This is a genomic window from Reticulibacter mediterranei, assembly GCF_016587455.1.
Genome location: NZ_BNJK01000001.1, coordinates 2923930 through 2945555, shown reverse-complemented (window position 1 = coordinate 2945555; position 21626 = coordinate 2923930). Strand labels below are relative to the sequence as shown.

Genomic DNA, 21626 nt, shown 5'->3' with positions numbered 1-21626 from the left:
CAGTACAACTAAATTGGTGCAATTGGTAAAAATTGGTTCAGAGGAGAACATTGCATGGACACAGTACAGCGAGTGGTTGTCGTACCGCAAGAACCGGTTGGGCAGATCCAGCCGTATCTACATGGGCAGTTTGCGGAACATCTGGGGGAACTGGTCTATCCTGGTGTGTATGTTGGGCCGGAGAGCAGCATTCCCAATACGGATGGGCTGCGGAACGATGTGATCGAGGCGTTGCGGCCTCTGAGTGTGCCTGTGTTGCGCTGGCCTGGCGGTTGTTTTGCCGATGATTATCACTGGCGCGATGGAATCGGGCCGCGTGAGCAGCGTCCATTGCGCATTAACACGCATTGGGGCATGGAGGAGGAGCCAAACCAGCTGGGGACACACGAATTTATCGCCTTTTGTCGCGCCATTGGAGCCGAACCTTATTTCGCTGGCAATCTTGGCTCCGGCACCATTCAAGAGCTACGCGATTGGGTCGAATACTGCAATTTTGCTGGCAATTCAACGCTGGCGAACGAGCGGCGGACCAATGGGGCAGCGGAGCCGTTTCAAGTTCGCTTCTGGGGTATCGGGAACGAGAACTGGGGTTGTGGCGGCAATATGAGTCCCGAAGAGTATGCTGCGGCCTTCGCACGCTATCGATCCTTTGTCTTTAATTATCCCGGGACGGAGGTTGAGGCCATTGCTTGCGGCCCCAATGGACACGATTGGAGTTGGACGCGGCGTTTTTTTGAATACATGAAGAAGCGTGATGGTAATTGCCGTCTGCGCCATATCCAGGGATTTGCGGCCCATTATTATTGCGGCACAGCGGGTACAGCGACCGAGTATACGGAGTCGCAATGGCTGGAACTGTTGTCGAAAGCATATGCTATCGAGGGGATCGTCACCGGGCACCGTAGCATTATGGACGAGTACGATCCGCAGCGCAAACGCAAGCTAATCCTGGATGAATGGGGAGCGTGGCATCCGGTTGAGCAGGGGAAACCTCGGAGTGGGTTATATCAACAAAATACCATTCGTGATGCCTGTGTTGCCGCTTTGTCGCTCGATGTCTTCCACAATCATGCCGATAAGCTCTACATGGCAAATATCGCTCAGTTGATTAACGTCTTGCAATCGCTGCTGCTGATAGAAGAGGATCGCTGCATCAAGACGCCAACCTATCATGTCTTTGATCTTTATCGGCCACACAAGGGCGCGCAGGCGGTCCGCTTCCTGACTGCTGCTGAGACGGTGAGCAACGGCGAGGCTTCAGAGGAGGCGTGCCGCTCGTGCTATCTCGATAAGCAACCATTCGCATTGAGGGCCGTACATGGTTCCGCCTCGGTTCGCGATGGAGTGCTGTGCGTAACGGTGGTTAACACACATCCCACGCAGCCAGTAGAGCTTGACCTTGAAGTCTATCAGGGCAAACTGGGAGAAATGGAAGCTGTGACGCTGGCATCTGACGAGATCCATGCCCATAATACTTTTGAGCAGCCTGATGTTGTACAGCTTGCGGCGGCCAAGACGCTACAGGCTCAAGGCTCACAGTTGCGCGTCTCTCTTGCTCCGGGCAGCGTGACGCGCTTGATGGGACGACTTGGATAAGACAGATAAAAATAGGAATAGAGGGATTTGCGCGCAAATCCCTCTATTCCTATTTTTATCTGTCTGGCATAAATCTTTACAAATTCTTATGCGCCGTGACACTTTTTATACTTCTTGCCGCTCCCGCACGGGCATGGATCGTTGCGCCCGATCCTGGCGGGGATGGCTGGATGATTCGCAGGGGCCGTCGCAGTTCTGGCACCGCCGCGTTTCCCGCTGCCATTGCGGTTGGCCCGGCCAGTCGCTTTCGCGTTACGGGCGCGCTCCTCGGTGCCATCGCTCTTGGCCTGACCGCCGGCCTCGGCGATTTGTTGGGCGTTGGTACGCAAGTTGCGCGGCATCTTGCGCGGTGGCTCCGGTCGTTTGAGCGTGATGGTCAGGTCGTTGCGCAAGAGCTTGAGCAGTGCATCAACCGTGTAATGCTGGATCGCTTGCTTCAGATCCTCAAACATGCGGAAGGCTTCGCTCTTAAACTCTACCAGCGGATCACGTTGTCCCACCGCACGCAGGCTGATACCGGCGCGCATCACATCGAGCGAATCGATATGATCCATCCAGAGACGATCCAACACCTGGAGCAGATAGGAGCGCTCGAACTCCCGCAGTGGCTCAATCTCGTCTACCCCCTGCTCGATGGCCTGGCGCTTCAATTCCTCGCCACGCTTCTCGTACTGTTCAATCACCAGATCGATCAGATCTTTTTTCAGTTGGTCGCGGCGTATGGCGTGGATATTCTCCGGCAGAAACTCTTCGGGGATATGTACCCAGGCTTCCAACGCGTTGAAGAGGGTTTCGAGTTCCGCCTCTTCTGTGACCACTGAGCCTGTGATTGAGCTATCGATGATGCGGCCAACTTCGCTACGGATCATGCGCAGGATGCGATCATGCACATCACCGTGTTCCAGCACCAGGCGACGGTCGGCATAGATCACCTTACGTTGCATCGAGATCACATCGTCATAATCGACTACGCTTTTACGAATATCGAAGTTGTAGCCCTCGACGCGGCTCTGGGCGCTCTCGATAAAGCGGGTGACAAACTTACTTTCGATGGGCACATCCTCTTCCATGCCAACTTTTTCCATGATTCCCGCCACGCGATCTGCGGCGAAACGGCGCATCAGCTCATCGTCCAGTGCGAGATAGAAGCGTGTGGAACCCGGATCGCCCTGGCGTCCCGCGCGACCACGCAACTGATCGTCGATGCGGCGCGATTCATGTCGTTCGGTGCCGATGATGCGCAGGCCACCCAGTTCTAGCACATGCTCGTGATCGATTTCACACTCCCGCACTTTTTGCTGAATGAGTTCCTCTTTTTCCTTTTCGCTCATGTTGGCAATATAATCCTGAATCGCCTCTTCCTTCTCTGCACGCTCGTCCTCATCGCTTTCGGGCATATCGCGAATAAAATCGACCTGTGCGGCATGTTTGCGCAGAATACTGTCGAAGTAGCCAGTGGGATTGCCGCCGAGCAAGATGTCGGTACCGCGACCGGCCATGTTGGTTGCGATGGTGACGGCTCCACTGCGTCCAGCCTGTGCGACGATTTGCGCCTCTTTTTCATGGTATTTGGCGTTGAGGACGTTATGCTCGACCCCCTGCATATTGAGCATGTGCGAGAGCAGTTCGGAGATCTCGACCGATGTAGTGCCGACCAGAACCGGTTGGCCCTTCTCGTTGAGTTCTCTAATCTCCTCAACCACAGCCTTGAACTTCGCGTCCTGACTACGATAAATCAGGTCTGGTAGATCCTGGCGAATCTTGGGCTTGTTTGTCGGGATCGCGACCACATCCAGTTTATAGATTTTATCGAACTCTTGCGCTTCGGTCATTGCTGTACCGGTCATACCTGCCAGTTTGCGGTAGAGGCGGAAGTAGTTCTGGAAGGTGATGGTGGCCAGCGTATGATTTTCGCGTTGGACCTGCACGCCCTCTTTCGCCTCGATAGCCTGGTGCAAGCCTTCGCTATAGCGGCGTCCCTGCATCTGGCGGCCTGTAAACTCGTCAACGATAATGACCTCGCCATCTTTGACGATATAATCTTTGTCGCGCTTAAAGATGATCTCCGCTTTAAGGGCGTTCTCCATGTAACGCGTCAGGTCGATGTTGTCCTCGTCATAGATGTTCGTGATCCCCGCCATCCGCTCGATCTTCTCGATGCCAGATTCGGTAATCATCACGGCGCGTAGCTTCTCATCGACGGTATAATCGTCCTCCGGCTTCAAGCGCGGTGCCCAGCGAGCAAACTGCGCGTACAAATCGGTCGATTCCTGGCCCTGGCCTGAGATGATTAGTGGAGTGCGCGCCTCGTCGATCAAGATATTATCTACCTCGTCAACGATGGCAAAGTTCAGTTCGCGCTGCACCGTTTGGTCAAGCGAGGCCACCATGTTGTCGCGCAGGTAGTCAAAGCCGAACTCGTTATTGGTGCCATAGGTGATATCCGCTTCATAGGCCGCCCGGCGCTCATCAGTTTGTGGGTCAAGCGAATTGACAACGACGCCAACGGTCAATCCCAGAAACTTGTAGATGTTGCCCATCCATTCGGAGTCGCGTTTGGCCAGATAATCGTTGACGGTGACGAGATGCACACCATGTCCGGTGAGGGCGTTCAGGTAAATGGGCGAGGTGGCGACCAGCGTTTTCCCTTCACCAGTGCCCATCTCGGCGATCTTTCCCTGGTGGAGTACGACGCCGCCAACAAGCTGCACATCGTAGTGGCGCATTTTGATCGTGCGACGTCCGGCCTCGCGGACCACCGCGAAGGCTTCGGGCAGAATATCGTCAAGGGTCTTGCCGGTGCGATAGCGCTTCACCATGTCGGGGATCAGCTTATCCATTGCCTCGGCTTTCACCGCCACAATTTCAGGTTGCAGCAGCTTCAGCAGGTCGTGGAGCAGCGTTTCCAGGCGCGTATCAGCTTCGTCCTCATTATTGTTGTTGGCCCGGCGAGCCTTATCAAAGCGGGTCCAGGCGATGTCAAAGACGTTTTCCCATTCCTCATGGGAGACTTCGCCCACAGCTGGCTCGATTTCTTTAAGCAGGGTAAGGATAGCTTTTTTGGGATCGCTCGATTCGTCCGGCCATTCCTGCCGTTCCTCTGCCTGATCCATTGCCGCCTGCACGCGCAAATCGTTCAGTGCTGGCGATAACTTTTCATAGGCTTGCTCAAAGCATTCGGAGAGGGTATCTTGCAGATGGGTTTTGAGAGCCTCTTCCGGGTCTTCGTTGTGATCGAGCCGCCTGCGATAGTCGCGCACTGCCATATGTAGTTGTTCGTCGGAGCACTGGGCCGCTCGTGTCTCTACGGCATCCAGCGCCTCGCGAAAGAGTTTGACCAGTTCGTTTTCCAGCACCAGGCCGCCTTTGAGATGGAGAAAAAGCTGCGCGCGAAACTCCTGCGTTTTTGCGGCCAGCTCCTCGTCGCTCAATTTTTTGAGGCTCGGCTCAAGTGCATTGATTTTATCGATTATTGGCTGAATAGCCTTTATGTCTCGTTTATTTGGATCTCCCAGGAGCTTCCCTATTAATTGCATAGTAACGCGTTCTCCTAATGAAATGGCTTTGGTGCGGTTCTAATGATGTCGGGCCAGCGAGCGGTAAAATAGGCATAGCTGCTCATGAAACGAACAATCAGGCTCATTATATCACGGAACTGTTCGCGCGAGGACATGAACTTTTCGCTGTCCATATCAAATAACTGCCAGCGCATGAGGTGGCTCTCTTTAAGTACGAAGGATGGTACTTTGAGGTTATATTCTGTCCATTACAACAACGAATGGATAAACTTCCATTCCCTCCATTGAGGATGCGAGGAGACAAGGGCAGGGGGGAAGCTCTCCCGCCCTTGTCGAGACGATCTACGGAATCATGCCAGGGAACGCATAGGCTTGCAGGGCCACGAGCAGGCCAACCAGCGTGACCAGCGCGAGGCTGTGGAAGAAGACATAGCGTAGGATGTCTCCCTCGTGGCCTTCCTGTCCTGTGGCAACACCAGCTACAACGATGCTTTGTGCATCCAGCATCTTGCCCATGACGCCTCCTGAACTGTTGGAGGCTGTCGCGAGGATGGGCGAGAGATGCAACTGTTGGGCCGTGATTTTCTGCAAGCTGCCAAAGAGGACGTTGGAGGAGGTGTCGCTCCCAGTCAGCGCCACGCCGAGCCAGCCCAGAAACGGCGAGAAGAAGGGGAAGAGCAGCCCTGTACTGGCAAATGCCAGCCCCATAGTCGCATCCAACCCGGCATAGCGCGTCGTATAGCCAATTGCCAGCATCGCCGCAATGGTCAACAGCGAGAAACGCAATCGTGTGAGCGTCCCCCAGAAGGTTTTGACCAGCTCCAGCGGCGTCAGGCCAAGCACGAAGCCGGAGATAATTCCGGTAATGAGCAAGCCGGTCCCGGTGGCCGAGAGCCAGTTAAAGGCAAAGACGGCGGCCTCTGGCGTTGCTTTTGGCACTACCGGAGGAGCACGTAGCACGACTTTATCGAGATAAGGCACAACAATATTGACGTTTGAGATGCCATTGAGAACGTTCTTAACCGGCGTGAGACCCCAGAGGAAGAGGATAACGGCCAGAATGATCCAGGGCAACCAGGCGATGAAAGCCGCGTTATTTCTGGTGTTGGGAGCAATGCTCACTGCGCCACCGCTGCTTACCGATGCCTCAACGTCGCTCTGATCGAAGGTTGGGCGAACCATTGCGGCTGCTGGCATAGCGCCCGGTGTGCCAGTTCCGGTTGCTGCATCGGGCATTGTCTCAGGAGTCGTTGTTGCGGTGGCCTCGCGCTCTTCGTCTTCTGGGAAGCGCCAGATTGTTCCGGGTTGCCAGAAGCGCAAGAAGAGGACCAGACATCCAATCGAGACGAGCGCACCCAGGATATCAACCAGCGTGGGGCCGAGATAGTTGCTGACCAGAAATTGTGTGATGGCGAAACTGAGGCCCGTTACCAGACAGGCAGGCCAGACCTCTTGCATCGCTTTGCGCCCTGCCATTGCCCAGACCAGCCAGAACGGAACCAGCAGCGAGAAGAACGGCAACTGACGGCCAACCATCGCGCTGAGCTTGTCCAGTGGTAGTCCGGTAATTTGTGCCAGGGTGATCAACGGGGTGCCGAGCGCACCAAAGGCGACCGGGGCTGTGTTGCCGATCAGGGCCAGACCAGCGGCGGCGAGCGGTCGAAATCCCAGCCCGATCAACATAGCAGCTGAGACCGCAACTGGCGTGCCAAAGCCTGCTGCCCCTTCGATAAACGCGCCGAAGCTGAAGGCGATCAACAATAATTGAATGCGCCGATCGCTGGAAAGATCGGCGATTGATTGCTTGACGATCTCAAATTTGCCGGTCTGGACGGTGATATCGTAGACGAAGATTGCGCCAAGAATGATCCAGCCAATCGGGAAGAGTCCATAAGCGGCACCGTTGATGGCAGCTGAGATGGCGAAGGGGAGTGGCATACCGAAAATGAGGAGCGCGATCAGCAAGGCCGTTGCCAATCCTGCCAGTGCCGCCCAGTGTGCGCGAACGTGGAAGATACCGAGCAGGCCGAGCAAAACGATGATCGGGAGCGCGGCGACCAGGGCAGAAAGAATAAGGTTGCCGAAGAGGGGCGTATACGTCTGAGTCCAGGTCATAATGGGTTCTCCTGTGCTGAAGAAACAACATCGTTACATGCCCTTGTCAGGTCGGTATGCATCATACACTTTGACCGATTGCTGAAAGAGCATCAACAGGGTTAACCATTGGTGACAGATATACAAGAACATCATCCGTAAGGAGTGGTAAAAGAGGTGGGTAGTTCTCCTTTCTTTTGTGCGAAATAACGGCTTTCTCTGGTCTCGTTCCGTGCTACCAGTAGAGCCGGGATAAGGCTAGTATAACATGTAGAAATAAATTTTTGCAGCCTGACTGATCTGGTTCCAGGGCTTTCCAATTCTCCCATCTAGCGGGAGTGCAGAGGGCGGCAGCCCTTTGCCGGGGTGCGGGGTGTCCCCGCAAAAACCTTTTTTCTTCTCTTTTGCGCGCCGCCGCAGGCGGCGCGCGAAGGAGGGAAGGAAACTGGGGACGCCCCAGGCCCCGGCAGGGAGACCCCTGCACCCCTTTGAGCGGAGAACTGGAAAGCCCTGGATCTGGTTCGCGCTTGCCCTCTCTGCCAATGCGTGCTATATATTATAGGTTATTAACGTGATCCGTCATGACGAACTGGTTGTCATTGATGCACCGCTGTCTGGTTATTTCTGGAGCGACTCGTCGGGCGGAGCCGCAGCGCATTAGCAACTCTGTGCTAACTCAGAGGAGATCTGTATGAATATTCATCGTTTGATAAGGATATTTGCTATCATCACCTCCATCGGCGCGTACATTATGGTGATCCTGGGTGCGCTGGTGACGGCCACTGACTCGGGGCAGGGATGTGGCAATACCTGGCCGTTCTGTCACGGCGAGATTATACCGAACATCCTGTCCATCCATACCCTGTACGAGTTCAGTCACCGTACCGCATCCGGCCTGGATGGATTTTTGATCTTGACCCTGACCATTATTTGCTGGTGGCTCTACAAGCAGGATAAACGCGCTCGCTTTCTCAGTGCAATGAGCCTGTTTTTTGTGGTTCTTCAGGGGGCGCTCGGCGCTCTCACGGTGGTCTTTGAGGGAACCTTTGCGGAAAACTGGCTGCTCTCGATGCATTTTGGCTTCTCCCTGATCTCTTTTGCCAGCGTGATCCTGCTGACCATCCATCTTTTCCAGCAGAAGAAAGAACTGGCGGCCTCGCAGTCTCCCGTAGAGGTGCCGCCCGTCAGCAGAGGTTTGCAACTTGCAGGTTGGGGGCTGGCGGCGTATACCTATCTCGTTGTCTATAGCGGCGCATTGGTGCGCCACACCAATTCGACGCTCGGTTGTGGCTTCCAATTCCCCGGTTGTGGCTCGACATTCCTGCCCAGCTTCTTCTCGTATGCTGGCGTGCAATTGCTCCATCGCTATGCTGCCGAGTCCATCGGACTGCTGACCCTCTGGTTTATGATCGTGGTAATCCGCCGCTATCGCCAGCGGCAGGATGTGGTGCGTGGTAGCATCTGGGCCTTTGCGATGGTCATTTTGCAGGGATTGAGCGGGATCATCATCATTTTCTCTGCCGGACAGATGCTTGCGGGCCTGCTGCATACAACCTTTATCTCGGCCCTCTTCTGCATCCTCAGCTACCTCTGTATGCAACTCGGCTGGCCCTGGAAGAAGAGCGTACAGCAATCGGCCCCGGTGCTTACGGATGAAGGGGTAAGTGTAAGCGTAAAAAGCTAGGTGTTTACTATAACAAAGAGAGATGGCACAGTTTCCTACTCCGCCATCTCTCTTTTTATGTTAGCTTGTTGAGATTATGTTTATGCTGTCGGTGAAGCACTCAGAATAGAGGATGCATGAGCTTCGTCAGGAGCAGTTACTAATAATTGAATGATAGCTTTTGAACGACGCTACTTTCTTCTAAAAGCTGTTCAAAAACATCAACTGGCTCTTCCACTTCACACTGCTCCTTGGCGTGGTAGATCAGAAGGCGATGGGCCATCTTGGGATCGGTGCCGGCCTGGAACTCCAGATGCAGAATGTAAATCTTGCCCTTGTACAAGACGCGATACACCCAATCCACGCGCATAGGTGAGCGCAGCACCTCGATATCCAGTGTCTCCTGCCAGATTGCGCCAGGGAGCAGATGGGGCAGGATATTGGCCGCATCGTTTTTAAAGATGGTCTTGATTGAGCCATCATACGACTGTGTGTCCGCTGCTGAAGACATTTACGTTGTACCTCTTTCCACAAAACACCAAATCTATCGATGCGCCAATCATAGTTGAAAAATCACTACATGTGAATTCTCATAAATAAGTATATTTGCTGCTATCGTTAATATAATTGCTTGTAAATATAATAAAGAACAACGGTAATAAAAATGGGTAGATAGATGTTGGGAGGATGAAAGGTCATGCTCTGTAGATAATTTTGTGGATTATCTACACATACATAGGGACGAGTTCGCGTTTGGTTGTCGCCGGGTCCACATGCTACAATGAAGTACGCCGTTTGCGTAATGTTCTCATACGCGTGTGGCAGGGAGGATGGGTTGGGACTGCGTTGTCGTACCCTGGTTCCCTTCCCCAACAAGCGCGATGAGGCAGAAGTGTGTCCCAGGGATGGGAGTATGAGAAGTCAAAAGGCAGGCATTGCCCTAGTTACGATGTGGAGAGGCAATAGATGACATCCAATACAAATCTTCGTGTTACCGTATGGAACGAGTATCGTCATGAGCGCAACGATGAGCGGGTATCCAAACACTATCCCGAAGGCATCCATGCGGTTCTGGCCGATTTCCTGAGCAAGGCTGGCTACAGCGTTCGCACCGCCACGCTTGACGAGCCAGAGCATGGTCTCACCGAGGAGGTTCTCAACAATACTGATGTGCTTACCTGGTGGGGGCATATGGCTCATGGAGAGGTCAGCGACGAGATCGTTGAGCGTGTACATAAGCGCGTTCTGGACGGTATGGGGCTGATAGTTCTGCACTCCGGCCACTTCTCGAAGATTTTCCGCAAGCTGATGGGAACGACCTGTGACCTCAAGTGGCGCGAATCGAATGATCACGAGCGTATCTGGGTGGTTGCGCCGGACCATCCTATTGCCGAAGGGCTGGGCGATTATTTTGAGATCGACGACGAGGAGATGTACGGCGAACACTTCGACATTCCCGCCCCTGACACGCTGGTCTTTGTGAGCTGGTTCAGCGGTGGCGAGGTCTTCCGTAGCGGCTGCTGCTACTCGCGTGGGCGTGGCAAGATCTTCTATTTCCGCCCCGGTCATGAGACGCTACCTACCTATCATCATCCCATCGTCCAGCAAGTCATTACGCAGGGCGTGAGTTGGGCCGCGCCAACGCCGCGCAAGCCGCGTACTTTTGGCAATACCCCCGCACTTGAACCGTACAAGAAGTAATCCGTGAAAAGAGGAGGTCAGGGATGGCTGAAGAAACAGTCGCATCCTCATTTGCACAGGACCGCTATGATCGCATGCAGTATCGTCGCACAGGCCGTTCAGGTCTCATGCTCCCGGCAATTTCGCTGGGGGCATGGGAGACCTTCGGCGGATATCGCGGCGAAGAGGTGGCCCGTGCTTGTCTGTATCGTGCCTTCGATCTGGGCATCACGCATTTCGATCTCGCCAATAACTATGGGCGACCACCAGGTAATGCCGAGCGCGTTGTTGGTAAGATCCTGCGCGATATGCCGCGTGATGAGCTAATCATCTCCTCCAAAGCGGGATATCGCATGTGGCCCGGACCCTACGGCGAATGGCTCTCGAAAAAGTATCTGGTGGCGAGCCTGGATCAGTCCCTCCAACGGCTGGGGCTGGATTACGTGGACATTTTCTATGCCCATCGACCTGATCCTGAGACGCCGCTTGAAGAGACGATGGCGGCCCTCGATCTGATCGTGCGTCAGGGCAAGGCGCTCTACGTTGGCGTGAGCAACTTCTCAGGCGTCCAGTTTGAGAACGCCGTCTCCATCACCAAACAGATGGGGTTAACGCCGATCACTATTCATCAGCCGTATTACAATTTGCTGGGACGCCGCCCCGAATATGATCTGTTCGATCATACGTTGCGAGCCGGTGCGGGTGTTATCACCTTCAGCCCTCTGGCGCAGGGCTTGCTCACGAGTAAGTATCTGGGGAGTGATCTACCCGATGATTCGCGTGCGGCTGCCTGGTGGGGCAAGAGCCAGAACGACGAGGTGCTGACCGGCGAAAAGCTCGACAAAATACGCCGCCTGAACGCGATTGCTCAGGAGCGCGGACAAACGCTTGCACAGATGGCGCTGGCCTGGAATCTCCGTCATCCCGCCGTCACCAGCGTTCTGATTGGCGCATCCAAAGTCGAACAGATCGAGGAGAACGTTGCTGCCCTTGAGAACCTCGCTTTTAGCGTGGAAGAACTGAAGGCGATTGACGAGATTACCGGCGTACCCTCGCTGTAAGATTTGTTTATATAACTGTAGTACTCCCGTAAAGTTCGTAGTTGCTCGATTTATCGCACTCGAACTCATCGTTATTGATGATACCAGCGCGATAATGAAAATTGACAATTTATAGCGGGAATCTCCCCTGCGTTGTAGTCGAGCGATTTATCGCGGAGGAACCGCACGGCAAGCGCCCCGCGATAAATCGCTCGACTACAACGCAGGGGAGATTCCCGGTTTATTTGCCTTAAATTCATAACCGCTCAATTACGAACCTTACGGGAGTACTATGACACCAGCGGGATGTCAACCCCAAGTTGGTTCAGCAGTCCCTTGATGCCGCCGCCCGGCGTGTGTGTGACGTTGAGACCAACGATCTTGTTTCCAGTCAATCTATATTCCACTTCTTCAGCGGGTAGTGAGATACTCGCGGCCATCTGGGGAATTGGTGGCAGGCCCAGAACGGGCAAGATGAATGAGTCGCTCTGGTAGCCGCTGATCTTCCATGTCCCTGTCACTGTGGTATCGTTCTGCACCAGAACGTTGTGGAGGTTAAAAATCAAGCCCGGTATGCCTTCTTTAAGACCTTTGAACAGGTCCAGAAAACCTGCACGGCTCAACGGTCGCGGCGTCCAGCCGCTAAAGCGGAAATCGTCGGCCAGATACGACTCGAACTCCTCCTGGTTGTTTTCTTCCAGCGCCGTCATAAATGCTCTGATGAGGTCTTCTACATCTTCATGGTTTATCTCACGCATTGTTTTCTCCTCTCGGGGTGTTCCAGATTTGCGCAACGCCCTCTACTGCTTACACGATCAGGATGGACACCCCGTTCCTGCTCAACTTCCCTCCTCTATTCCATTGCAGCAGTGGCAGCTACCGAGATAGCTTGCGGCACGCGTAACGGTTCTATTTCAATGATCGCGTTATAGTCGGGCACTCCTGCCTGCACATCACAGGTGCGCCGTCGAATCAGTACATTGCACTCCGGCCAGAAGGCTTGCACTGTGCGTGGCTGTACCTGATCGATATGCACACTACATTGCATCGTAGCACCGTTATCGCTTTTCACCAGCACGCGATCACCTTCGCTCAACGAGAGTGAGGTCGCATCTTCCGGCGAGATCAGCAGGCTATCACGGCCCGTTCCTGTCATGGCATCCTTTTTCGCATAAATCAGACTATTGAATTGTTTGCCACGTCGGGTTGCCAGCAAAAATTTTCCGGGCGGCAGATTTCTTTCTGGTGGGACCAGTGCTGAGAAATGGCCCTTGCCATCAGGAGTTTTGAATTGTCCATCGCGGTAGAGTACGCGTCCACCATATTGTATCTGATCACCGGCCTTGCGCAGTTCTGCAATCCCTTTATATGTTGGTACAACGCGTCCAATCTCCTCACGAATGGCTTGAGCGTTGGAAAAGGTGATCTGCTTCTTCTTCTCTGGTGAGACCCTGGCGGCGAGATCCTGAAAGATTTCCCACTCGGAGCGAGCCTCTCCTACGCGTGGACCGGGGATGGTTGGCGAGAAAATGATGCGCCGCTCGGTGCTAGTCTCGGTGCCACCTCCACGTTGCTCATAACGCGTTTGTGCTGGCAGCAGTACAACTGTATCCGCTGGATCAATGAGCATCTGGCTGGTAACATAAATGTCCTGATGTACACGTAGAGCAGGCTTTTCAAGTGCTTCACGTACATATTGTGGGTCTGGCAAGACTTCCAGGAAGTTTCCTCCACTACAATAGAGTATGTCCAGATTGCCATCATAAGCTGCGTCAATCATCTCTACGGCACGCAGGCCAGGAGTGGTTGGCACGTCGAAGCCCCAGATTTCTTTGAAACGTGCGCTATTTTCAGCGTTGACTGCGGCTCCTCCGGGCAGCAGATCGGGAACGGCTCCAACTTCGGCTCCGCCCTGCACGCCGCTATGCCCACGAATGGGAACTACGCCACAATGCTCTTTTCCCAGCCAGCCCTGCGAAAGCGCAATATTGACAATTGCTTTGACATTTTGTACGCCGAACGCATGTTGTGTAATGCCCATGCTCCACACGAGAATGCCAGTTCGGGCCGCGTGAATCATTTCAGCAAAGCGGAACATTTCGTCACGCGTAGAACCACTGGCGCGTTCCAGCATTTCCCAATCTTGTGCTGCAAGCGTCTTTGCGACCTCTTCCCAACCGGTGGTATGTGCCTCGATAAACTCGTGGTTCACCCAATCTTGCTCAATGAGGTGTTTGAGCGTGCCGTTCAGGAAGGCAATGTCGCCACCTACGGTAATTTGATAAAAAGCATCCAACAGTTTCGTGCCCATCACCGCACTCTCTGGCACTGAAGGCACCCAATAGCGCATCAGGCCCGGTTCTCGGTACGGATTGACGAGAGCAATCTTTGTGCCTGCTTGTTTCGCATAATAGAGGTATTTTGTCGAAACCGGCTGATTGTTTGCCACATCACTGCCAAGAAAGACGATCAGGTCGGTGCCAATCCAATCTTGATAGGAAACAGAAGACGCTCCAACGCCAACAGTCTGCTTGAGTGCAACAGAGCTGGGAGAGTGGCAGACACGGGCGGCATTATCCACGTTGTTTGTTCCCAGGAAGCGGGCAACCTTCTGGGCAACATAATACACTTCGTTCGTCAGACCGCGTGAGGTCAGGTAAAAAGCCAGGCGTTCGGGTTGAGTCTCGCGTATACGGGAGGCAATAATGTCAAGTGCATCATTCCAGGACACGCGCCGGAAACCGCTCTCGCCACGTCTCCTCACCATCGGATAGGGCAGGCGTCCAAGCTGACGCAACTGCGCGCTCGACAACTGCGAGAGGGCTGGAAGATCGTTTTCCAATCGCTGCCAGGGCATTGCTGACATTGTATTGAGTTGAAGCAGGTTCAGGCGAATGGTGCAGAGATGAATGCCGTCCATCGTCCAATCGCGCATCCCCGTTGTTCCCAATGCACAGCCATCACAGCAACCTTGATTGAGGATGCGCCATGCATAGAGAGGATGGCGTTTGTTTTGCCAGATCGTTTTGAAGATTTCCAGAAAATGATGCGGCTTGGTTTCGCCAATACCAAACGGCTTCCAGCCCGCCCAGAGAGTGGGAGAGAGAAAACGCTTTGCCATAAAATAGTACCTCCATAACTGCACTATGATAGCAGACAACATCGAAGGCCGTGATGAGGATCTCAAGGGAGAGCCTGTTCAATAGGCAGATAAGGCAAATGTTACACCCTGGTTTAAAAAGTATACCATGTGACGAACCTGGAAGAAAAGCTATCTTCCCCAGGAACTGATTTTACAAAGATCAGTAGTTCCTCCTGTGTTTGTGAAACAGTATGAAATGACTTGTTGTTCAGTCAAATGCAATGATATACTTATTTTGAGAAATCTGGAAGATGCTCGAAATATTGGCATAGACGGATTGCAAGGAGAGTGCCGTGTGATCAAAATACTCTTGCGCTTGTTTGTGGTTGTTGTTGTGGGTATATTTCTCCTGATGTTGTATCGTCCCGAATTCGTGGCAAATGCCAGCAACGCATTGTTAAATAGCAATAATGGCAATGTGGTTGGCTCGGCACAATTCCTGCCCAATCTTCAGGGCAAGGGCAGCGACTTGCAATTGAGCCTCCAGGGATTGACATCGAGCCTGCATTATGTGGTCACGCTCAACCAGGGCAGTTGTACCGGCAAAGTGCTGGCAACAATCGGATCAATCACAGCCGATCAGCAAGGGAACGCTGTTGCCACTCTTGAGAAGACAGACCTGAACGCCGCTCTCACGCAGGGTGTATGGGTGAATGTGCATCAGGGGAGCGCTGATGGAACGAGCGTTGCCTGTGGGCGCGTGCAGACCAATAGCGCCGTTGCAACCGCGCAAAGCAATACCGGCGTCCCGGTCGCATCATCAACCACCGTCAATAACACGACAACCGGCGTCACTCCGCTGTTGCCTGCCACGAGCGATCAGTCATCCTCAAATGGCGTGGGTGGCTTTCCGCAAACCGGAGTGGCTCCTGCAAAAGAGAGTTCGTATCGCAACTATACATTTCCACGCAAATATTAGTTGCGCGGCGATTGTGGGGCTTGCACATGCAAGCCCCTTTTCATTTCAAATGGAGAGTATCAAGACCTTAAAGTTGCCCATGCCGTGAGGGTCTGTCAGGGCTGATACTTGCTGGCGCAGGTTGTACCATTGAAACAGCGCGACCTGGCCGCGATCACTGCCCCGGTCAGTATCGAGAATAGCAAAATCTCGCTCACGGATCAGTGCCAGTTCGTCTTGAATGCCCATCTGTTTGAGCCACTGCTCCTGCGTGCCGAAGCTCTCCAGATGCAACCCCTGTCGCTCTCCCTCCTGTATCAGCGCCGTGAAATTAACATGCGCGGTAATGTCCTGCTCGCCCGGACGCGTAAGAGGCCGCTCCGTCAGTTGGTGGCGATAATAGCAGGCCAGTGTTCCACGCTGGCGGTCAGGGATATAAAGCTTCGCGGCTTCGTCTCCATAATCGATGGTGAGGAGGAAGCCGCGTCGGTCTGTTGAGGCAGTAGTGAAGAGGTGGGCGGTGCGTTGCATCCAGCGTTGCGCATCCAGATTGACCTCAGCTCGCCAGCCATCCGCAAATGTCTGCCAGGGAATGTTGTAGGTGTTGAGATAGGTGGCGACCTCCGGGCTGCTCGGCTCGCCCAGTGCTTCCCTCAACCTGCCACCGTCCAGCGTCACGTAGACTTCATGGAGCGTGTCGTCGCGCTTCTCGACGAGATGCACAGGAAACGCATCTACCAGTTCATTTGAGAGAATCACGTGCGGAGCCTGTTGATTAGATACCTCCTGAGAGGTTTGTAGGGCGTCGTGGCCTGTCCCGATATCTTCGGCGTGATACTCAAGGATGCTATGGAGATCGGGCGCTTCGTGGGCCGTCCAGGAGCGCACACCTCTGGCAAGGTTGCCGCGTCCGGCTCCCTGTTCTAGCACGATAAAAGGCGCTGGCTGCCCCAACTGCTTCCACATTTGTACGAGTTTTCGCCCCATGCAATGCGCGAAGAAATCGGAAACATCTGTGCTGGTATAGAAATCTCCCTCCCAACCAACTCTGGCAGCGTCCTTCACATAATAGCCATACCCAGGCTCATAGAGGGCCATACGCATATAATCGGCAAAAGTGAGCGCTCCCTGCGCTTCAATGCGGTTGATAATGCGTTCTTGTAAAGATGTAGCAATCATATTATACACCCGATAGCGTCTCTATCTCTTTTTGTCGATATTCTATTCTGCTACAAGTTCTGTTGGATAAAAAAGAATCAAGCACCAAAGCTGACAACCAGGAGATCGAGAGCCATCTCAGGGGCAAGACGACTGCGCTTGAGTGCGGCATCAGTTGCCATAAGTTGGCGATAAATCCCCTCCAACTGACTCACGCTAAACTTGCCCACCTGACGATATGCCTTATCGACAATAAATGGAGCCATACCCAATGTCGAAGCAATTTGAGTGGTGCGCATTCCCTTTTGCGAGAGTTCTTTCACCAGAAGCAGCGAGCGAACCTGAGAGGTAATTGTGCTGATGAGTTTCAATGGTGGCTCGCCATCGGACAGTAGATCGTGGAGAATGTTGAGCGCCTGCTTGCGGTTGCGTTGGGAGAGGGCATCGGTCAGATCGAAGATGCGCGCCTCCTGTACCTGAGCCGATAGCTGCCGAATATGATCGGCGCTAATCGTGCCGCCTGCTCCAACGTAGGTTGCGAGCTTATCGAGTTCGTTAGCGAGGAGCCGGAGATTGTTGCCGATGAAATTTGCCAGCAAGCCGGTTGCATCTTTGGTAATGGAGACATTGAGACTTTTCGCTCGTTTCGTGATCCAGTTTTCCAGTGCAGCCCCTTTAGGCAGCGTGCTTTGTAGCGCTTTGCCATATTTCTCTGCTGCCTTGACGAGCGGATTGCTGGCCTCCAACGTCTCCTCGGCCAGCACGATCAGAACTGTTGTCTCAGCCATCTGTGCGATGTGTTCGGCCAGAGCCTTATCAAAGGCGGCGCGAGTGAGAGCCGTGCTTTTACTGCCCTTTTTCCCTTTTCTCGCTTTGCCGCCTTTTGTCGTCGCCTCTGATGGCTCTGCTGCACTGGTGGAAGACTCGCCGCGCTTCTTTTTCGGCAACCCGTTCAACACCACCAGACGCTGCTCTGAAAGAAAGGGAAACGTGTTGGTGGTCATGATGATGGTTTTCAGATCAACTTCAGTACCGTTATAGGTATCCTGGTTGTAGCCGAAGTCGCCTTTTTCGCGCAACTGTTTGAGTTGTTCGCGGTTGGTGAACTCATCTTCACCATGCAGAAGATAAAACATGAGTTATCCGTTGTGCTCCTGCGCGGTTGCACGTAGATAGTCTCTTCTGCTCTTGCGTGCGATCAGCAGATCGGTCAAAATGCCACCGCTCAGCCCCAGTACAGTGCAGAAGAACAACGAACCAAAGAAGACAGAACCACCGTTCGCTCCAGGCAACGGCTGATCATAAATAAGCGTTCCAGCCCATCCCAGAAGAATCAAAAGGCCCAGGAGCGCACCCACGAACGCGCCTATCACCACCGCTGCACGCTTCTTGACCGCGCTTAACCAGAATGCGAGAAAGAGCGAGACGGGGAGTGAGATAAGAAAGCCGAAAAACGCTCCAATAAAGATGGGATCGCCAATATTCACATTGAATGCGGGCATTATGCTATCGCCTCCTGAAGGATAATCATTGCATTGACATTTTCATTATACGGCAGGGTTGCCGTTGTGACAATACAGGATGACGGAACTGATCTTTCTATGGTATAAAATGAAATACTGATGCGTTACCATTACATGAAGGAAAAGCTTCTACAGTTTTTAGCTGCTGTCTGATAGTTCGATGGAAGGAAGATGGATATGTCGGCTGCTAAGCAATCAAATACATCGCGATTATCATCCTCAAAACAACCCGCTATGTCCTGGCCCAGTCTCAGACCATTTCTCTGGGTAGCGGTCGTCCTCATTGCTTTACTGGTTCTGATGCCATTTATTATGCAAATCGTGGCTTTCTGGAAATATGATACTACTACATCATCTATAGCAGATCAGGTAAAACAACAGGCAGATCAGACCCAAAACCTGCTTAATTTGCTCAATACCTTTGCCGCGATTATTGGTGTGGTCTTTGCCGTCTTCGCTGCTGTCACCGTCGCTCTGGGCGTCTACGGCTTCTCGACGAATAACGGATTTCGTGATCTTGAGAAAGAATGGCAGGATCGCCTGGACGAACTGGCGCAGAAAAGTACAGCTATTGCATCGCTTGAGAACGATATGCAGAAGAAGAACGAGCAGTTGAAGGAATTACAGGAGGAGTCGGCTGATCTACGGGACCAGTTGCAGAAAAATGTCACCTCTGCCCAAGCGCAGTTAAACAAACAGGTTGAGGAGATCAGTATCGTCATCAGACATCTTGGCATGACTCGTAGCCTGATCTCAAACGATCCCCGTACCAATTTTGCTCTTGGTCGTATTCTTAGCGGCGGTGGAGATTATGATAAAGCGATTGAGCTATTGGAGGCGACGGCGTTGCTTGATCCGACGTTCCCGGAGGTGCAGCGAGAACTCGGGCTGACGTATCGACGCCGGGGAGACAGATATAACAGCATTGGTGAGACGAGGGAAGGGGAAGCGGATTACGAGATGGCTATTCAAAAATTGCAGGAAAGTGTTCGGCAGAATCCCGATGATGTTGAAACAGTAGCCATACTGGGTGGCCTCTATAGGCGCAAAGGAGACTACAGGCGGGCGATGGACTACTACAGGCAGGCCGTTGCCGTTGATCCAACCTCCTCGTATGCGCTGGGAAACGTGGGGAGCTTGGCGTGGTATCTCGGCGATGAAAAGCTCGCCCGTGAAATGTTTGCGCGAACTGGACAGGCTGCACAAGAGCGCCTGGATACTTTAGAGTCGTTGGCACCGTACTGGGACTACTTTGATCTTGGGTTGTCTCAGTTAATGCTGGGAAAAACCGAAGACGCAAAGCAATCCTATGCAAAAGCGATTGAGTTTACTCCTAGTAAGGTGCATTTTGAGGGCGTATTGAATAATCTCTCCTTGCTGAAAAAAAATACTCACGCGCATGCCATTCCTGGTATAGATGAAATTGTGGAAATGATAGAAGCAGCGCGATAAATGAAGAATTAAGAGGGATGATGCGCGATATGCAAGTATCATCCCTCGTTGTTTGCGTAAGTTATGCGTTGGCTGCTTCTACAGACTCATCTAGCTTGTGGTTGATCTTGCGATGATTGTTGAACCAGGTTGCCAATGAGTGACGGGCAGCGGTGAGCAGGCTGGTATTGCGTTGATGGGCGTGGTAGAGTGCCAGCCCGATCTTTGGCAGGCTTAATGCATCGGAGTAGGCCAGATAACGGCTCTCCCAGGTGGGCTGAAACTTCTTTTTAAAGTTGTATAACGAGCGGTTTTGCGCTGGATTGCCAAAGCGCGTAGAGAGGAAGTCGATGCTGTTTGCCAGAAATGTCTCGCTTTCCTGATTCGTATCGCTCAACGGTGCCAGTCCCAGGCTCACCATTGCTGCCCCATGATTTTTCACATGTTCGATCGAGCGTGCCAGCAGCAACTCCATTGTGCCGGGAGCCGGTTTCTGGGCGCGTCGCATTAGATCCAGCCCCCATCCATGACGGCCATAGATAGGTATGAAGGAGACGAAGGCGTGAACTGTATTGTGCTCGTCGACGGCAAGGGCATAGATCTGCTCCTGGTCTCCCTGCGGATCAAAGTATCCCATGCTGAACCCCATCTCCGAACCGCCTTTGCAGGCCAACCAGAAGCGTGAAATTTCCTCCATTTGAGCCAGCTGTTCGCTATTCGTCACCCGCCCATGGTAAAACACAACGTGTACGCCCTCTTTTTCTGCTCGTTTTGCGCTGGTGCGTACATTCGCCATTGCTCCGCCCTTCAATGTAAATGAGGCCGTATTGATAATAGCATCTTCTCCTATTTTCAGCAGGTGGAGGCCGGTTTTACGATAGGTCTCAGCAAGTTCAGCACGAACTTGCCAGTATACCAGCGTCCAGTCCTGTTGTTGACAGTAGACCATAAATTCCTGCATGATAACGGCCATCTCGCTTTCGGGACCGATGGGATCGCCCGCGACGACCGCTGTGCTGCCTTGCAAGACGTAGCTGAGAACCGCTTTACCTGATGAAGAGAGGAAGTAAGATTTATCGGTCCCCAGCGCAAAGTAAGAGATGGAGCTGTTCCCATGGAGGTGAGTCATGTGTGTTACTCTATTGCGCTCTTCTTTCTCTGGCAGAAGGACAGCGGCGACGGGACGACAGAGCTGAACCATGCCATAGAGGACGGCGCTGATACAGAGGAAAGGCAGTGCTTTCCCAAAGAAGAGAGCCGGTGGATGGTGAGGAAGATGCATATGGGTCGGCAGCAGGACGCGTACTAAGAGTCCTTGAAGGCCAAAGCGGTCGATCAGTGGCTCAAAGTCGTCGTAGAGGACAAGGAAGCCTCCGATGGCATAGAATATCACTATTCCCAGCCCCAGCAGCACCGCGACATAGCCGCGTATGGCCGAGGGAGGATCACTTTTGGCCTGAAAGAAGGCTGAAAAGATGCCTAGCAGGAGTGCCAGGAACAATGTAGCGATCAGCACTGGAAATGTGTAGTTGCGCGATGTAAGCAGAAGAACTGCCGAGAGCAACGATAGCACCAGCGTAATGCGCCAGGCATGTAGTTTGCCGCGTACAAGCCCGTATGACAACATAATCAGGAAGAAGCCCACCACGACCGTCAAAGTCTGTGCATGTAGACGTGTGGTACGGGAGAGCATGGGCCACATATATTGTGACGTGCCCCAATGCAGTTTAGGAAAAATCGCCGAAAGCATATCACCTAGACCAACCAGGCCGGTGATTAAGGCGATAAGCCAGCGTATACTTTGTCGTAAGGGATGAGTAGGGCTAAAACCTATATCTATTTTCATGATGTGCATAAATTTCCTGCATTTCTTTCACATTCTA

The 21626-nt window shown here is 53.1% G+C and carries 16 protein-coding genes; 6 read left to right on the top strand and 10 right to left on the bottom strand.

What is annotated here, in order from left to right; translation table 11 throughout:
* Positions 1 to 54 precede the first annotated feature (54 nt).
* Positions 55 to 1596: an alpha-N-arabinofuranosidase gene (locus K3T83_RS12530; RefSeq protein ID WP_220203302.1), complete on the top strand. Its 1542-nt coding sequence runs from the start codon at positions 55 to 57 to the stop codon at positions 1594 to 1596.
* A gap of 86 nt (positions 1597 to 1682) precedes the next feature.
* On the opposite strand, the gene secA is transcribed toward K3T83_RS12530, so the two are convergent.
* From secA to K3T83_RS12515, 3 genes are all read right to left on the bottom strand, one after another.
* A complete protein-coding gene (gene secA / locus K3T83_RS12525) occupies positions 1683 to 5132 on the bottom strand; it encodes a preprotein translocase subunit SecA (protein ID WP_220203301.1) in 3450 nt (1149 codons plus the stop codon).
* A 14-nt stretch (positions 5133 to 5146) separates the two neighbouring features.
* Entirely contained in the window at positions 5147 to 5308 is a 162-nt protein-coding gene (locus K3T83_RS12520; RefSeq protein WP_220203300.1) for a hypothetical protein, read from the bottom strand.
* 148 nt (positions 5309 to 5456) lie between these two features.
* The gene (locus tag K3T83_RS12515; protein ID WP_220203299.1) at positions 5457 to 7229 is read right to left on the bottom strand and encodes an L-lactate permease; all 1773 of its coding nucleotides are present in this window, start codon (positions 7227 to 7229) and stop codon (positions 5457 to 5459) included.
* Between the two features lie 670 nt (positions 7230 to 7899).
* Between K3T83_RS12515 and K3T83_RS12510 the strand changes: the two genes are divergently transcribed.
* A complete protein-coding gene (locus K3T83_RS12510; RefSeq protein WP_220203298.1) occupies positions 7900 to 8892 on the top strand; it encodes a COX15/CtaA family protein in 993 nt (330 codons plus the stop codon).
* Positions 8893 to 9031: 139 nt separating this feature from the next.
* Here the strand turns inward: K3T83_RS12510 and K3T83_RS12505 are convergent, their stop codons facing one another.
* A complete protein-coding gene (locus K3T83_RS12505; protein WP_220203297.1) occupies positions 9032 to 9382 on the bottom strand; it encodes an RpnC/YadD family protein in 351 nt (116 codons plus the stop codon).
* A gap of 455 nt (positions 9383 to 9837) precedes the next feature.
* On the opposite strand from K3T83_RS12505, the gene K3T83_RS12500 reads away from it, so the two are divergent.
* Together K3T83_RS12500 and K3T83_RS12495 are read left to right on the top strand one after the other, a co-directional pair.
* Positions 9838 to 10572: a ThuA domain-containing protein gene (locus tag K3T83_RS12500; RefSeq protein ID WP_220203296.1), complete on the top strand. Its 735-nt coding sequence runs from the start codon at positions 9838 to 9840 to the stop codon at positions 10570 to 10572.
* 23 nt (positions 10573 to 10595) lie between these two features.
* On the top strand, positions 10596 to 11612 hold the full coding sequence (locus K3T83_RS12495; RefSeq protein ID WP_236064883.1) for an aldo/keto reductase: 1017 nt from the start codon (positions 10596 to 10598) through the stop codon (positions 11610 to 11612).
* A 269-nt stretch (positions 11613 to 11881) separates the two neighbouring features.
* On the opposite strand, the gene K3T83_RS12490 is transcribed toward K3T83_RS12495, so the two are convergent.
* Complete coding sequence (locus K3T83_RS12490) at positions 11882 to 12349, bottom strand: nuclear transport factor 2 family protein (protein ID WP_220203295.1); 468 nt, start codon at positions 12347 to 12349, stop codon at positions 11882 to 11884.
* Between the two features lie 95 nt (positions 12350 to 12444).
* Positions 12445 to 14712, bottom strand: a complete 2268-nt coding sequence (locus tag K3T83_RS12485) for an FdhF/YdeP family oxidoreductase (protein WP_220203294.1) — start codon at positions 14710 to 14712, stop codon at positions 12445 to 12447.
* 316 nt (positions 14713 to 15028) lie between these two features.
* On the opposite strand from K3T83_RS12485, the gene K3T83_RS12480 reads away from it, so the two are divergent.
* Positions 15029 to 15652 carry a hypothetical protein gene (locus tag K3T83_RS12480; protein ID WP_220203293.1) on the top strand — a complete coding sequence of 208 codons (624 nt, stop codon included), beginning with the start codon at positions 15029 to 15031 and terminating at the stop codon, positions 15650 to 15652.
* A 45-nt stretch (positions 15653 to 15697) separates the two neighbouring features.
* Here the strand turns inward: K3T83_RS12480 and K3T83_RS12475 are convergent, their stop codons facing one another.
* The 3 genes from K3T83_RS12475 to K3T83_RS12465 form a co-directional block, all read right to left on the bottom strand.
* Positions 15698 to 16810 (bottom strand): class I SAM-dependent methyltransferase, encoded by a 1113-nt coding sequence (locus K3T83_RS12475; RefSeq protein ID WP_220203292.1) that lies wholly within the window; start codon positions 16808 to 16810, stop codon positions 15698 to 15700.
* Between the two features lie 77 nt (positions 16811 to 16887).
* Complete coding sequence (gene holA, locus K3T83_RS12470; RefSeq protein ID WP_220203291.1) at positions 16888 to 17925, bottom strand: DNA polymerase III subunit delta; 1038 nt, start codon at positions 17923 to 17925, stop codon at positions 16888 to 16890.
* Between the two features lie 3 nt (positions 17926 to 17928).
* Positions 17929 to 18291 carry a PTS sucrose transporter subunit IIBC gene (locus tag K3T83_RS12465; RefSeq protein WP_220203290.1) on the bottom strand — a complete coding sequence of 121 codons (363 nt, stop codon included), beginning with the start codon at positions 18289 to 18291 and terminating at the stop codon, positions 17929 to 17931.
* A gap of 198 nt (positions 18292 to 18489) precedes the next feature.
* On the opposite strand from K3T83_RS12465, the gene K3T83_RS12460 reads away from it, so the two are divergent.
* Entirely contained in the window at positions 18490 to 19764 is a 1275-nt protein-coding gene (locus tag K3T83_RS12460; protein ID WP_220203289.1) for a tetratricopeptide repeat protein, read from the top strand.
* A 61-nt stretch (positions 19765 to 19825) separates the two neighbouring features.
* Here the strand turns inward: K3T83_RS12460 and K3T83_RS12455 are convergent, their stop codons facing one another.
* Complete coding sequence (locus K3T83_RS12455) at positions 19826 to 21589, bottom strand: bifunctional lysylphosphatidylglycerol flippase/synthetase MprF (RefSeq protein ID WP_220203288.1); 1764 nt, start codon at positions 21587 to 21589, stop codon at positions 19826 to 19828.
* Positions 21590 to 21626 lie beyond the last annotated feature (37 nt).